Consider the following 14,330-nt stretch of genomic DNA (forward strand, 5'->3'; position numbering starts at 1 on the left):
ACGTGTAAAGCGGTTGTTTGTTGTGGTTTGATTAAAGATTAGAAAACACGATATTTGTAAAAATAATAGCATATTATGCCAGACAGTTGTGGTTTGATTAAAGATTAGAAAACACGATATTAATTATAATTACACGCTGTGCGATGAAACGTTGTGGTTTGATTAAAGATTAGAAAACACGATATTCGAATATAACCGAAGGCGCACATAATGGTAGTTGTGGTTTGATTAAAGATTAGAAAACACGATATTCTATGGTTTTTATAATAAAGTAAGCGCTCAGTTGTGGTTTGATTAAAGATTAGAAAACACGATATTTTATTACATTCACATCAATTTACGATGTAGTTGTGGTTTGATTAAAGATTAGAAAACACGATATTTTTATACTTTTTATCCATTACGTTTGATTAGTTGTGGTTTGATTAAAGATTAGAAAACACGATATTATTCTGAACTCGATAATTTATTAAGCCGTGTTGTGGTTTGATTAAAGATTAGAAAACACGATATTTGATTCGTATGATTTACCAAAAACACCAGTGTTGTGGTTTGATTAAAGATTAGAAAACACGATATTACTTTTCAGTTGGGTGGTTTAATCCAAATAGTTGTGGTTTGATTAAAGATTAGAAAACACGATATTAATGTTTTTTTAGCCATATCTATTTATATAGTTGTGGTTTGATTAAAGATTAGAAAACACGATATTTAGCTAATGCTTGAGAAGATGTGTGCTCAGTTGTGGTTTGATTAAAGATTAGAAAACACGATATTGTGCGGAACGTGCGAAATTCAGAGCGATAGTTGTGGTTTGATTAAAGATTAGAAAACACGATATTAATATTAATTTAAATACAATTGAAATGACTGTTGTGGTTTGATTAAAGATTAGAAAACACGATATTGTTGCCGAAAAATTACCACAATTAGTAGAAGTTGTGGTTTGATTAAAGATTAGAAAACACGATATTTTCAAAAACTTTGTTGATTTAGGTCCAAACGTTGTGGTTTGATTAAAGATTAGAAAACACGATATTTATTGGTTTGTTGAAGCGTTGAAATTGCACGTTGTGGTTTGATTAAAGATTAGAAAACACGATATTATTTTTTATGAACAATAGCATTACTAGGCAGTTGTGGTTTGATTAAAGATTAGAAAACACGATATTGATTCTGAACTCGATAATTTATTAAGCCGTGTTGTGGTTTGATTAAAGATTAGAAAACACGATATTAGCTTGAAAAAAGTTTGGGACATAAACTATGTTGTGGTTTGATTAAAGATTAGAAAACACGATATTTACTGGTTTGTTGAAGCGTTGAAATTACACGTTGTGGTTTGATTAAAGATTAGAAAACACGATATTAAACAATGATTATCAATACGGGTCAGTTAAGTTGTGGTTTGATTAAAGATTAGAAAACACGATATTAAGAACAAAAACTACAGTAACACCCCCCAGTTGTGGTTTGATTAAAGATTAGAAAACACGATATTCCATTGTCCAGAGACTATAATTTAATTATTGTTGTGGTTTGATTAAAGATTAGAAAACACGATATTTTAAAACGCTTATATCCATAGATTTATGTAGTTGTGGTTTGATTAAAGATTAGAAAACACGATATTACGCCGTACTAATATTATCGCGAGTGATTAGTTGTGGTTTGATTAAAGATTAGAAAACACGATATTAAATTAAAAATAGTCAAGTTCACCGTAATTGTTGTGGTTTGATTAAAGATTAGAAAACACGATATTTTGAAAATCTTCATTTCTCGCTCCTGGTTCGTTGTGGTTTGATTAAAGATTAGAAAACACGATATTATGCGGGAATTGTTCTCGAGTGTCAAACTAGTTGTGGTTTGATTAAAGATTAGAAAACACGATATTAGTTGGCTTGTTACCTTCTAATTTTCAACTGATTAAGAGTAAATGTCGTATAAAAAAATGCCTCTTTTTTGGATTGATAACCCAACATTGAGGCATTTTTTTATTTGTAGGTACAGGTCGCGACCTGTCCGTACTACCGTGTGTCAAGGCGTAATGGCTGAAAATAGCAAATCAATATGAAAAATAGAAAAGCAAATAGATTGAAAGGATATGATTATTCGAAAAATAATTTATATTTTGTAACATCATGCGTGAAAAATATGGAATGTTGTTTTGGTGATGTGGTTTCGGTAGGGACAGGTCGCGACCTGTCCGTACGTATTCCCGATAAAAATATTTCTGATAAAAACAATCCAGATAAAAATAATCTTGATAAAAATATTCCCGATAAAAATGATCTCGATGAAATTGAAGCAGAAATGATTTTAAATGAATATGGGATTATAGCGAATAATCAATTGGAATGGTTAGAAAAACAATATCCTTACATTAGTCTTCATTCTTATATTGTAATGCCAAATCATATTCATGCAGTGATTGAAATTGATTCTAATTTAATAAAGGCAGCTACTAATCAATGTTTGCCAACAGAGATTGTTAAAATAAAATCGCTTTCTCAAATTATGGGAGCATATAAAACGACTAGTTCTAAATTAATTCATGAAGCTGGTAATGATGAGTTTGCATGGCATCGTTCTTTTTACGACCATATTATTAGAGATGAAAAATCGTATTTTAACATTGTAAGCTATATAGAAAAAAATCCCAATACTTGGCATAAAGATAAATTTCACACTAGTTAGAATTAAAACAACTCCAACTGCGTTGGCGCAGCAACAGCATCTTGTTTTGCCTTGCCTAAATAATTGATAATCATGCCAAATTGTTTATCGGTAATCCTTAAAACACTTACTTTTCCTAACGCAGGAACAAGTCTGTTAATGCGTTTTTCATGAACGTCAGCACTTTCGCCACTCGCACAATGCCTAATATAAACGGAATATTGCATCATACTGAAACCATCTTTCAGTAAATTTCCTCGAAACTGAGAGGCATTTCTTCTGTCTTTTTTGGTTTCTGTTGGTAAATCGAAAAAAACGAACAGCCACATTATTCGATATCCGTTAAGTTCCATAATTTAGGATATTTAATTTTTTTACGGTCTCCTGTAAAACATTGCTGTAGCGAACTGGCTGTTTTTTGCAATCCTACCATTAACGGACTTTTCTCTTCCTTGAAATAAACTGTTTGTGTCAGCATTTGCAATAGTTCCGCTTTAATAGCGGTGTTTAGTTCTTGTTCTTGATACCGTTTCATGATCTCAAAAACTTTTTCGTCAACAATGGGACGAAAAGGTTCCATGATATCGTCTGCAAGTGCAAAAGCATTGTATTTACTTTTGTGATGAATTCCTAAAGTATTTAATAATCCGCTTCCAGAAAGAGCACGTGCAGTGGCAGCTCTTAAAATTGCATACCCGTAGTTTAAAAAATTGTTGGGGTAATCGCCAAAACGTTCTCTTTTTATACCATCTTTTTCATGATTGGGTAACGGGAAATTTTTCCAATATTGTTGTGCCGCAACTCCTTCCATATTTGATGTGTCGCCACTTAATACTTTACTGGCCAGAAATTCAAATGTATTTTTATTTTTAGTTATTTTTTCTAATAATTCTCCTTGATTTTTAATTTTTTCAATAATGGTTTGTTGCCATAATTGTTTTTTTAGCGGCATAGAGGCTTCGATTTGATTTTTGAAAATTTCTTGCTGGATATGATGACTGTTGAGATTAAGAAACATTCCGTTTGGCAGATGGTTGCTGCTGCAAATAATAATTGCAGTATTATTTTCTACGATTAAGTTCATGGCAGGAATACTCAGGTAAATTTCAGCATGATCGAGAACTAGAAAACCAATGTCTTCTATTGGAATAGCACTTTCCCTTACGTCTGATTTGAGTACTAACTGCTGATTTTTTGTCGTGATTGAGGATTTGTTTTCGACGAGAATTGTTCTTTTAATCATAATTTAAAGTGTTAAATTAAACTCAAGAATTTGATTGTCAGTCAAATTAACACATTAACTAATTAATTACAATACGGGAAACCTCAATAGTATTTTAAATTAATGATAAAAAAAAATGTCTTGTTTTAAACTACTTTACATAAGAGGTAAAGTCAATTTTAAAACAAGACATTTAAAGGATATGGTACTTTGACTTTTTTTATTTATTCCAAATCTTCCAGGCTTTCTCTGCCTGAAAAATAAGCATATCCAGACCATTTTTGATTTGTGCGCCTTGTTGTTTGGCTTTTTTGAGGAACTGCGTCTCAGCAGGATTGTAAATCAAATCATACGCAATATGCTTGTCCGTGAAAAATTCGTATGGAATTAATGGAAACGCATCGACATTAGGACTTGTTCCTACCGGAGTAGCATTAATAATGATTTGGTAATTGTCAAATGTGGTTGCATTGATTCGGTCGTAATCAATTCCATTTTCTTTGGCTTCTCTCGAAACAAAAGTATAGGGGATATTAAGTTCGTCCAGAGCAAAAGCGACTCCTTTTGAAGCGCCTCCAGTTCCTAAAATCAATGCTTTTTTGTGGTGCGGTTGCAGTAACGGTTCTAATGATTTTTTGAAACCATAATAATCCGTATTGTAGCCTTTGAACTTTCCTTTTTTAGTAATTTTAATGGTGTTTACAGCGCCAATTAATTCCGCTTTTTTAGACAATTTATCCAAAAATGGAATAACCGTCTCCTTGTACGGAATAGTAACATTCAATCCTTTTAAATCCGAAGTGTTTTTAATTACCTCTAGAAAGCCTGATATTTCTGGAATATCAAAATTTTCATAGCTGCAACCTGCAAAGTTTTCGTTACTAAATTTGTCAGTGAAATATCCTTTCGAAAAAGAATAACTAATATTACGTCCTAATAATCCAAAGCGTTTCTTAACAGTGCCAGTCATTATTGTTTTTTATGTTTTGCAATATAATTTTGCACCATTTTTTTTGTCCAAACCACAGGGAATAAATCTTCTAAAAGGATATAATTGTCAAAATTTAATCGCAAAGCATTGCTTAAATGGAATTTTGCTTTAGTATTATCAGTTAACATAAAATAAAGTCCTGCCAAACGGTATTCCACTTCGTTCTCTTCCGGGAAATATTCTGAGGCTTGTAATAAGGTTTGAATAGCACTTTCGAATTCGCCTAAAAATTGCAAAATATCTACCCAAAATAACCAAGTGTCTAAACTGTAATCACCAAATTCGACTGCTTTTCTATATCCAAATTCAGCTTCTTCAAAGAAATTCATTTGCTTGTTGATAGTAGCAAAACGTTTCCAGTACAAACGATTTTGGTTGTCAATGGCTAATGCTTTATTGACAAAAAATAGCGCTTTTTGGTAATTTTTCTGACGGACGTAAAAGTCAGTGATGGCAATCCAACCTTTATCTAAAAGCGGATCTTCATGAACAGTTTGATTGAAATATTTTAATGCCAGCGCTTTGTTACCTAGTCTTTCATAACATTTTCCCATTCGAAGTAGCGCATAGGAAGTTGCATCATCTAATTCGATGGTTCTGCTATAGCTTTCAATGGCTTCATCGTATTTTTTTAATCGCTCGTACGCTTTTGCTTTTTCCATGAAAGCGCCAAGGAATTCATCATCGATTAAAGTAGCATAATCAAAGGCACGAATAGCATTTTCATATTCTTTCACACCGTAATGCAAACGTCCCAGTTGATGCCAGGCAATTTCGCTATAAGGATTTTTGTCAATGTATTTTTGTAAATAGCTAATCGCATCTTGGTTTTGATCTAAAAATTCAAAACAATACACTACGTTATACAATGCGGATTGGTCTTCCAGATCTTCTTCTAAACACTTGATAAAGCTTTCTTTCGCCATTTCAAGATTGTCCATAAAAAGATATTCCATGCCTATTAAATTATAGACATCAGCATAATCATCAGTGTATTTTAACGCTATTTTTAGTAATTCAACTGCCTTTTCGTGTTGGTCTCTTTTGGAGCAAATATTGGCTTTTTGAATGTAAATTTCTTCATTTGTTGGTTCAATGGCGTATAACTCATTCAATAGCTTTTCGGCTAATTCAAGTTTATCATCATATACTAACATTTCTACTTGAACTAGTTTTAGTCCGGTAGATTTTGGATGTTGTTCCAATGCTAGTTTTAGTGCTTTTTTTGCCAAAGCGGCCTTACCCATATCGAGATAATGAAGAATAATTTCTTCAAATTCTTCAGAGTCAAAAAAGAGTACTTTGTTGGTTTTCAACATGGACTCAAATTTAGACAGGGATAAGTTATAGTCTTCTTCTTCGTTGCTTAATTGCATACTGTTTGTTTTTAATTTAGCCTAAATAAATTTAGGGAATCGTGCTTGTACTGTGAGGTAAAGTTAGAATTGTTGTGAACAATTTAATTAACAAAAAAAGCTTTAGATAAAACGGATGCCATAGCCCTGATAAGAGTGGAAATCCTTTTACTTTTTTCTTTAAAAAGTAAAAGATTATAACGGATAGCAGAAACAGCTCCCAATTTTTTTAATTGTTTTGAATAGGTATTTCAATATATATTCAATCGTTCAACTTCTGCAATCAAAAATCGTTAATCATCATTCTTCACTCATCATTTCATCCATTACTTCAAGTATGATACTACAACCTTCTCGTATTTCTTCTTCAGAAATGGTTAGAGGAGGTGTTATTCTAATGGCGCAACCTTCAAACAGTAACCAGAATAAAATGAGTCCTCTGTCTTGACATTTGAGAATCACTTCGTTTGTTATGTCGGCAGTTTTTGTCATTGCGGCAAGCATTAATCCTTTTCCTCTAACTTCCTCTATCAAAGGATGTACCAAAAGTGAACGGAATAGCTTTTCTTTCTCCATGGCATCGGCCATCAAATTGGTTTCGGTAATTTCCTGCAAAGTCGCCAAACAGGCTGACGCAATGACAGGGTGACCTCCAAAAGTGGTGATGTGCCCCAGTTTTGGATTATGACTCAACAGTTCCATCATAGTAGAGGAAGCCGTAAAAGCGCCTACTGGCATGCCGCCGCCCATTCCTTTTCCCATGACTACAATATCAGGAACAACATCATAATTTTGGAATCCGAAAAGTTTTCCTGTTCTCCCAAAACCCGGTTGGATTTCGTCGAGAATCATCATTGCGCCAACTGCAGTACAACGTTGACGTACTTTTTTAAGGAAATCATTGTGAGGCTGAATAAATCCGGCGCCACCTTGAATGGTTTCCAGAATAATTCCAGCCGTTTTGGTGGTTATTTTTTGTAAATCTTCTTCGTTGTTGAACGTAATAAAATCAACATCAGGAATCAACGGTCGGAAGACTTGTTTGCGTTCTTCAAATCCCATAACGCTCATAGAGCCCATAGTATTGCCATGATACGCATTATGACACGAAATCAACTGACTTCTTCCGGTTGTTCTTCTTGCGAGTTTTAAGGCACCCTCAATAGCTTCTGTTCCTGAATTGACCAAGTAGGTTTTGTCTAAAGGAGCGGGCAGGTGTGACGCTAACAATTTGCAATATTGAACTGCAGGACTTTGTGAATATTCGCCATACACCATGACGTGTGAGTATTTGTCCAGCTGATCTTTGATAGCTTTATTCACTCTTGGGTGTTGATGTCCTAAGGTGCAAGCCGAAACTCCAGCTACAAAATCCAAGTATTTTTTAGAATTAGTATCGTATATATAAGAACCTACAGCGTGTGAAACTTCCATACCTAATGGATATGGTGAGGTTTGCGCTTGGTATTTTAAGAAATCGGTATTCAATTTTTTAGAAATTTAACCGCAAAGTTCACGAAGTTTTTTTCGTAAAGTTCACGAAGTTTTTTAAAAGTATTTTTTAATCGGATATCCTAAAAGCTGTTGTCTGTAGCTTGAGAATGAAAACTGTTCCCGAAACTTCGGGATGAACACTAATACTATTTTTTCACTTTCTTCTTATCGTAATTCAGCGTTTCTTTTCGGATTTTCATAGGAATATCCTCTTTGGCTTCAGCTAATTTAGTTGCTTTGGCGATTTTGTCATTATCTTCATTTTCTTCGGGAGGAAAAATATCGTCTTTTGATTTTATTCGTTCATCGCCACGCCATACTAGTCCTCGCAGTTTTCTGGCATTTTCTGGTAAATCCTTTTCCGGAAAAATATCGCCATCTATTTGTTGAAAAAAGGTAATGGTTTCGACCTCATTATCTTCAATAATAAGGTTGATTTTACTGCTTTTGTTTTTGTTGATACCTATGAGCTCTTGCGCTTCGTTTCGCATGTAATAAATTACTTCGGCATTTTTTACGACATCAACATCATGAAGTTTTCCCTCCTCAAACTTGCCATAGAGATCTTGTCCCTTGACTTGATTATAGCCAGTTCCTATGGTGTCTTTGGAGACGATGAATGTATTATTGAGCACTTTGAGTGAATCTAGTTTTTTAGTTGTATTATTTCCTATAAGATGCATAACATCGCCTGTAATTTGGCTTTCTGCGTTCCAAAGTATCGGATTTCCAATCATTTTTGTCAAGGCAGTTTTAGAACTAGAATGAATCGAATCACATTTTCCGCTCATGTCCGTTTTGAAAAATCGAACATTATTGAACGCTCGGATAATTCGGTTTCCTTCTTTTCCGGTAACCATTAATTTTTTTCCGTGGATGTAAACCGAGTCATTTTCGACAAAATTCACAGAAACGGCTCTTTTAGTAACGTACATGGAATCCAGTTTTTTATACACTTCAGCATAATGTCCTTTTACGATGCCGCGATTAATAGAATCCGTTATTTTTACATTTCGCGTAGCCGATGCAAATTCGCGGTTTCGATCATAATACAAACTGTCGCCTTTAATAACGCGATCATCATATCTGATGTATGATTTGTTCAGGAAATGCGCCAGATTTTTTTTGGTATCATAAAATCCTTTTTCGGTGTAAATATAATTTGTTTTGCTGGTAATGGTTGAAGGCCCAAAAAGATAGGAATGTCCCGAATTACTATAATAATCCAAGTGATTTGATTTGATTACATACGTTGGGTTTGTGATGGTTACTGCAGTAAGGAATTGGAATTTTTTTTGTTTCACGTAATATCTTCCTGAATTACTTTTAAGCGTATTGTCTTTGTTCGTAATTGTCCCTGGGGTATCGTAAAATACTTCTTGAATATTTCGGTCAAAATTAATTATTTCTGTGGTCAAAGTTGCATCTGGGGAACTCATTACGGCATCTCCGGAAGCGTACGCTTTTTTTACATTTCCATTGTATTCTGCATATTTACTGTTCAAAAATAAAGTATCACCTTGAACCATTTGAACGTTTCCAAAAGCCTTTATGTAATTCTCTTTTTGGAAATAATAAGCTTTATTGCAGGTCATTACAACACCGTCATGATTAACACGTACGTTTCCGATAAGTAATAATGCATCAGGAATTTCGACTTGATTTACATCGGCAAAATCAGAGTTTTCTACAATAATTTTTTTTGGGGCTTGCGCCAAAACCAAATTAGTAAAAAGTAGTAGCAAACAGTAAGAAAGGAAAAACAACGATTTTTTCAATGGATTTAATTTTTGTCAAATTTATGAAAAAGGAAACAATCCTAATCCATATTAGGATTTATTTATAATTAGTCAATGGGAGTCAAAGCTATGACTTTTCCTCCTTTAAGTTATCAACAAATACCGTAACTCCTTCGTTGTAGTATTCTTTTTTTAAAACGGAATTATTTAATTTAAAACGATATAGACTTCTTTATATTTAAAAAATATTAAATTTAAAAATTGATATTCATTTTGTTATTAAAAGAATTGAAATCAGTGTAAATAATTTTATATGAAGAAAAAAATAACTATTGTTGCAGGGATAAGCGTGGTGCTTTTTGCAACGGCTTGTAAAACGAAAGATTTAAAAATGAGCATAGAACAGAAACAGTTAGTCAAGAATAAAAAAGAAGTAGTGTATCAGGTTTTTACTAGATTATTTGGAAATCAAAATTCTACTAATAAACCTTGGGGAACCATTGAAGAAAATGGAGTAGGTAAATTCAATGATTTTACGGAAACAGCTTTGCAGGAAATCAAGGATTTGGGAGTTACCTATGTTTGGTACACTGGAGTTCCGCATCATGCTTTGATACGTGATTATTCCAATATTGGGATTTCCAATGATGATCCCGAAGTGGTAAAAGGTCGGGCTGGTTCCCCTTACGCCGTAAAAGATTATTACAATGTAAATCCAGATTTGGCCGTAAATCCAGCAAATAGATTGAAGGAATTTGAAGCTTTAATTGACCGAACACACAAAGCGGGTTTGAAAGTGATTATCGATATTGTTCCCAATCATATTGCTCGCAAATATGAAGGAAAGAGCAATCCGGTAGGTGTTAGAGATTTTGGTGCGGATGATGATACAACGGTTGAATACAAAAGAGACAATAACTTCTACTATATTCCTAATACACGTTTTGAAATTCCCGATACTGACAAGCCGTTAAATGGAGAAAAGAATCCATATATTGATGGGAAATTTGAAGAAAGCCCTGCAAAATGGACTGGTAATGGTTCCCGTATGGCAAAACCCGACCGCAATGATTGGTATGAAACCGTTAAAGTGAATTATGGCATTCGTCCGGATGGTTCCAAAGATTTTCCGGAACTTCCAGCTGGTTTTGAAACCAAATCGTATCAGGATCATTTCGATTTTTGGAAAGGAAAAGACGTTCCGGATTCTTGGGATAAATTCAAAGACATAGCATTGTATTGGACTGCCAAAGGGGTGGATGGTTTTCGATTTGATATGGCCGAAATGGTGCCTTATGAATTTTGGAGCTATATGAATTCAGCCATTAAAGTAAATAATCCTGATGCTTTTTTATTAGCAGAGGTCTATAATCCTAAAGAATATCGAAATTATATTCATTTGGGTAAAATGGATTATTTGTATGACAAAGTAGAAACCTATGATAAATTGAAAGATATCATTCAAGGTAAATCATTACCTGATGGCTTATCAGACATACAAAACGGAATGGCGGATATTGAACATCACATGTTACATTTTCTGGACAATCATGATGAACAGCGGTTGGCTAGCCCTGAATTTGCGGGAACGCCACAAAAAGGAAAACCTTTGATGGTGTTTTCTACAACCATCAGCACTTCGCCTACAATGGTTTATTTTGGACAGGAAGTTGGTGAGGCAGGAAATGAAAATGCAGGATTTGGAACTCATTCTAGAACGTCAATTTTTGATTATATAGGAGTTCCGAATCACCAACGCTGGATGAACGGCGGTAAATTTGATGGAGGTCAGTTGACAAAGGATGAAAACGAGTTGCGTGATTTTTATAAAAAAATATTGAATTTCTCTTTAAATAGTTCGGCTTTAATGGGGAAATACCAAGAAATTCAGACGGTGAATCGCCAATCAACTCAAGGTTACGATCCGGGAATTTACGCTTTCACACGCTGGTCTGATACTCAAAAACTAATAGTTGTCACTAATTTTTCTTGGATTACCACCAGCAATTTCGAATTAAAAATCCCTTCAGATATCATTCAAAAATGGAATTTGGAAGATGGAAATTATATTGTAATGGATCAGTTGTATAATAAAAGTGCTGTTCAGCTTCAGGTTTTGAATGGTGAAGGCAAAGCTCAAATTACAATCGCACCTTCAGAATCATTCATTTATCAATTGTAAAAAGAGTTTTTTATACTAACAAAAAGACAAAAAAAATGCTGATATAAATTTATATCAGCATTTTTTATGATTAGAAACGAACGCTATTTTTTTGCAGCAGCATCGTAATTTTCTTCCACTTTTCTCCAATTAATTACATTGAAAAATGCATCAATATAATTTTTTCTTCGGTATTGGTAATCTAGATAATAAGCATGTTCCCAAACATCTAATGCTAATACTGGTGTTCCGGGAATAAGTGTATTACGCATCAAAGGATTGTCTTGATTTGCGGTACTTGTTATTTGAAGTTTTCCAGTTCTATCAACTATAAGCCAAGCCCAACCGGAACCAAATTGTTTTGTTGCTTCATCTTTAAATAGTGACGTAAAGTTATCGAAAGATCCAAAATCTCTTGTAATAGCTTCGGCTAATGCATTACTTGGTTCACCACCAGATTTTGGTGCCATGCATTTCCAGTATAAGGAATGATTGTAAAATCCACCGGCATTATTACGAAGTACAGCATCGTTAGGATCTAATTTGGCTAAAACTTCTTCTATTGTCAAATTCTCTAAAGGAGTTCCTACTATGGCTCTATTCAAATTATTTGTATACGTTAGATAGTGCTTTGAATAATGCATTTCTAAAGTTGTGGCTGATATGCTAGGAGATAATGCATCGTAAGCATAAGGCAACTTGTCCATTTGAAATGACCCTTCATCAGCTTTTACGTCATCAGGAGAGCCAATGGCTATTTTTTCTTGAATATCAGTTGGTAAAGGGACTTCAACTACTTCAATTAATTTTTTGTCATTGCAGGATTGTAATGTAATTAAGAGAATTACAATAGGACCTAAAAAAAATAAATTTTTCATGATTAGATTATTTTTTCAACAGAGAATGAATTAATTCGATATACTGTTCTTTAGATTCATCCGGACTCAGATGACTGATTTGCATCCAAGCGTTAGTTTTAAAAGCATCTCTTAAATGGTAAGAAGAATTTTGTTTTAGATCTAGAGTTCCCAAAGTTGCTTGTTTATAAAAAGCATAGAGTCGCAATTGTACATCTTGTGGTAAAGATGCTTGTGTCATTTCGGAGGCTATTTCTACTGCTTCCAGAAATCGGGTATTTAAATCTTTTTCAATCATTATGCTTTGGTCGCAATAACTGTCTTTCCTCCAATTGCTTTTTGGTTTAATACGACATTTATAGGTGTTCCAAGAGGTAAAAAAATATCAACTCTTGAACCAAATTTTATAAATCCAGCATCAGTTCCCTGAATTACTTGCATTCCTTCTTCAGCGTAATTTACAATTCGTCGGGCTAGTGCACCGGCAATTTGTCGGTATAACACTTCACCAAAGGTTTTGTTTTCGATAACAATAGTTGTTCTTTCGTTTTCCTCACTTGCTTTTGGATGCCAAGCCACTAAGAATTTTCCAGGATGGTATTTGCTGAATTTTATTAGTCCACTCAATCCATAACGAGTAACATGTACGTTGATGGGTGACATGAAGATTGATATTTGCAAACGTTTATCTTTGAAATATTCGCTTTCATACACTTCTTCAATAACCACAACTTTACCGTCTACAGGAGCCAGAATCTGATTTTCATTAATTACAACAGTTCTTTTTGGATTTCTGAAAAATTGCAAGATGATCATCAAAAGCAACAACGCTGCTATTTGAATGGCCATTTTTAGCCAGTTGGTGTCTATTAAATTGTCAGACAATAAAAGGACAACAGCAGTGAAAATAGTGCCTAATAAAATAGATTGGGTTCCTTCTTTATGAAACATAGTTTAAAATTTGATAAAATAAAAATATAATTGGTGCTACAAAGATAACACTATCTAAACGATCTAGTATGCCTCCATGACCAGGCATTATGCTTCCGCTGTCTTTTACACCTGCAATGCGCTTGAATTTGGATTCAATTAAGTCTCCAATGGTGCCGGCAATTCCAACAATTACAGCTATAGAAGTCCAGATTAATATTGATTTCTCACTAAATTCAGGATTGGCTCTGATGTAATATTTAGATATTAAATATCCCGCTAAAATGGCAAAAAGTATTCCTCCTAAAAAACCTTCTACTGTTTTTTTAGGTGATATTTTTTCAAATAATTTAGTTCGGCCTATAGATTTACCCACAATATAAGCAAAAGTATCATTTGTCCAGATCAAGATAAATAATCCAATAATGATTTTTGGATTATAGTCATTGATACCAAATGAAATTTTAGTAATAAACACAAAAGGCAAAATTATATAGCCTAATAAATACAAATATTTGGAAGAAGTGCTTATTTTTTGAATGTTATCATAAAACAAAAAAAGAATACATTTTATAGAAACAACTAAAGCTATCACTAATAAAACGATATCCAACTGTTGTACATTTATATCAATTAAATAATCAGTGTTTAAAATCTGATTTAAAGTATTTGCAGTAAGTGTATTGTAATGACTCACTAAAGTTACCAGAGTATATATAACAATAGCTAAAATAATTGGAAAAACTTTATGTATTTGAACTAAATTACAAAATTCATAAACTGCAATAATAAGAAATATACCAAAAAGGATAAAAAAGGTTTCAGTAGAATATAAAATAGAAGCAAGTAATAATATGATATAAATAGCTCCTGATATACCTCGTTTTAGAGTTTCATTCATT

Annotated in this window: 12 protein-coding genes and 1 CRISPR repeat array (1 of these 13 cut by a window edge); of the genes, 2 read left to right on the forward strand and 10 right to left on the reverse strand. The window is 33.5% G+C overall.

The window, feature by feature from the left end; genetic code table 11:
* Positions 1 to 1,897: a CRISPR direct-repeat array (repeat unit 36 nt; unit sequence GTTGTGGTTTGATTAAAGATTAGAAAACACGATATT); it begins 244 nt to the left of the window's first position.
* 176 nt (positions 1,898 to 2,073) lie between these two features.
* Complete coding sequence (locus AC0J6S_RS10025) at positions 2,074 to 2,700, forward strand: transposase (protein ID WP_474953678.1); 627 nt, start codon at positions 2,074 to 2,076, stop codon at positions 2,698 to 2,700.
* Positions 2,701 to 2,702: 2 nt separating this feature from the next.
* Here the strand turns inward: AC0J6S_RS10025 and cas2 are convergent, their stop codons facing one another.
* The 6 genes from cas2 to AC0J6S_RS10055 form a co-directional block, all read right to left on the reverse strand.
* On the reverse strand, positions 2,703 to 3,032 hold the full coding sequence (gene cas2, locus AC0J6S_RS10030) for a CRISPR-associated endonuclease Cas2 (protein ID WP_417990995.1): 330 nt from the start codon (positions 3,030 to 3,032) through the stop codon (positions 2,703 to 2,705).
* Positions 3,008 to 3,922: a type II CRISPR-associated endonuclease Cas1 gene (cas1, locus tag AC0J6S_RS10035; RefSeq protein ID WP_474953679.1), complete on the reverse strand. Its 915-nt coding sequence runs from the start codon at positions 3,920 to 3,922 to the stop codon at positions 3,008 to 3,010. Before cas1 ends, cas2 begins: the two co-directional genes overlap by 25 nt.
* A 199-nt stretch (positions 3,923 to 4,121) precedes the next feature.
* The gene (locus AC0J6S_RS10040; RefSeq protein WP_474953680.1) at positions 4,122 to 4,871 is read right to left on the reverse strand and encodes a shikimate dehydrogenase family protein; all 750 of its coding nucleotides are present in this window, start codon (positions 4,869 to 4,871) and stop codon (positions 4,122 to 4,124) included.
* On the reverse strand, positions 4,871 to 6,268 hold the full coding sequence (locus AC0J6S_RS10045) for a tetratricopeptide repeat protein (protein ID WP_474953681.1): 1,398 nt from the start codon (positions 6,266 to 6,268) through the stop codon (positions 4,871 to 4,873). The genes AC0J6S_RS10040 and AC0J6S_RS10045 overlap by 1 nt, the downstream gene beginning before the upstream one ends.
* A 279-nt stretch (positions 6,269 to 6,547) precedes the next feature.
* A complete protein-coding gene (locus tag AC0J6S_RS10050; RefSeq protein ID WP_474953682.1) occupies positions 6,548 to 7,735 on the reverse strand; it encodes an aspartate aminotransferase family protein in 1,188 nt (395 codons plus the stop codon).
* A gap of 152 nt (positions 7,736 to 7,887) precedes the next feature.
* Positions 7,888 to 9,519 carry an OstA-like protein gene (locus AC0J6S_RS10055; protein ID WP_474953683.1) on the reverse strand — a complete coding sequence of 544 codons (1,632 nt, stop codon included), beginning with the start codon at positions 9,517 to 9,519 and terminating at the stop codon, positions 7,888 to 7,890.
* Between the two features lie 274 nt (positions 9,520 to 9,793).
* On the opposite strand from AC0J6S_RS10055, the gene AC0J6S_RS10060 reads away from it, so the two are divergent.
* Positions 9,794 to 11,662: an alpha-amylase family protein gene (locus tag AC0J6S_RS10060; RefSeq protein WP_474953684.1), complete on the forward strand. Its 1,869-nt coding sequence runs from the start codon at positions 9,794 to 9,796 to the stop codon at positions 11,660 to 11,662.
* Positions 11,663 to 11,745: 83 nt separating this feature from the next.
* Here AC0J6S_RS10060 and AC0J6S_RS10065 read toward each other — a convergent pair whose 3' ends face one another.
* From AC0J6S_RS10065 to AC0J6S_RS10080, 4 genes are read right to left on the reverse strand one after another with little or no spacing between them, the layout of a single operon-like run.
* Entirely contained in the window at positions 11,746 to 12,519 is a 774-nt protein-coding gene (locus tag AC0J6S_RS10065; protein ID WP_474953685.1) for a superoxide dismutase, read from the reverse strand.
* Between the two features lie 7 nt (positions 12,520 to 12,526).
* Entirely contained in the window at positions 12,527 to 12,796 is a 270-nt protein-coding gene (locus AC0J6S_RS10070) for an acyl-CoA-binding protein (RefSeq protein WP_113666144.1), read from the reverse strand.
* A complete protein-coding gene (locus tag AC0J6S_RS10075; RefSeq protein ID WP_474953686.1) occupies positions 12,796 to 13,449 on the reverse strand; it encodes a phosphatidylserine decarboxylase family protein in 654 nt (217 codons plus the stop codon). The genes AC0J6S_RS10070 and AC0J6S_RS10075 overlap by 1 nt, the downstream gene beginning before the upstream one ends.
* Positions 13,439 to 14,329 carry a phosphatidate cytidylyltransferase gene (locus AC0J6S_RS10080; RefSeq protein ID WP_474953687.1) on the reverse strand — a complete coding sequence of 297 codons (891 nt, stop codon included), beginning with the start codon at positions 14,327 to 14,329 and terminating at the stop codon, positions 13,439 to 13,441. The genes AC0J6S_RS10075 and AC0J6S_RS10080 overlap by 11 nt, the downstream gene beginning before the upstream one ends.
* Position 14,330 lies beyond the last annotated feature (1 nt).

Source organism: Flavobacterium sp. TS_SC_5 (assembly GCF_056156265.1).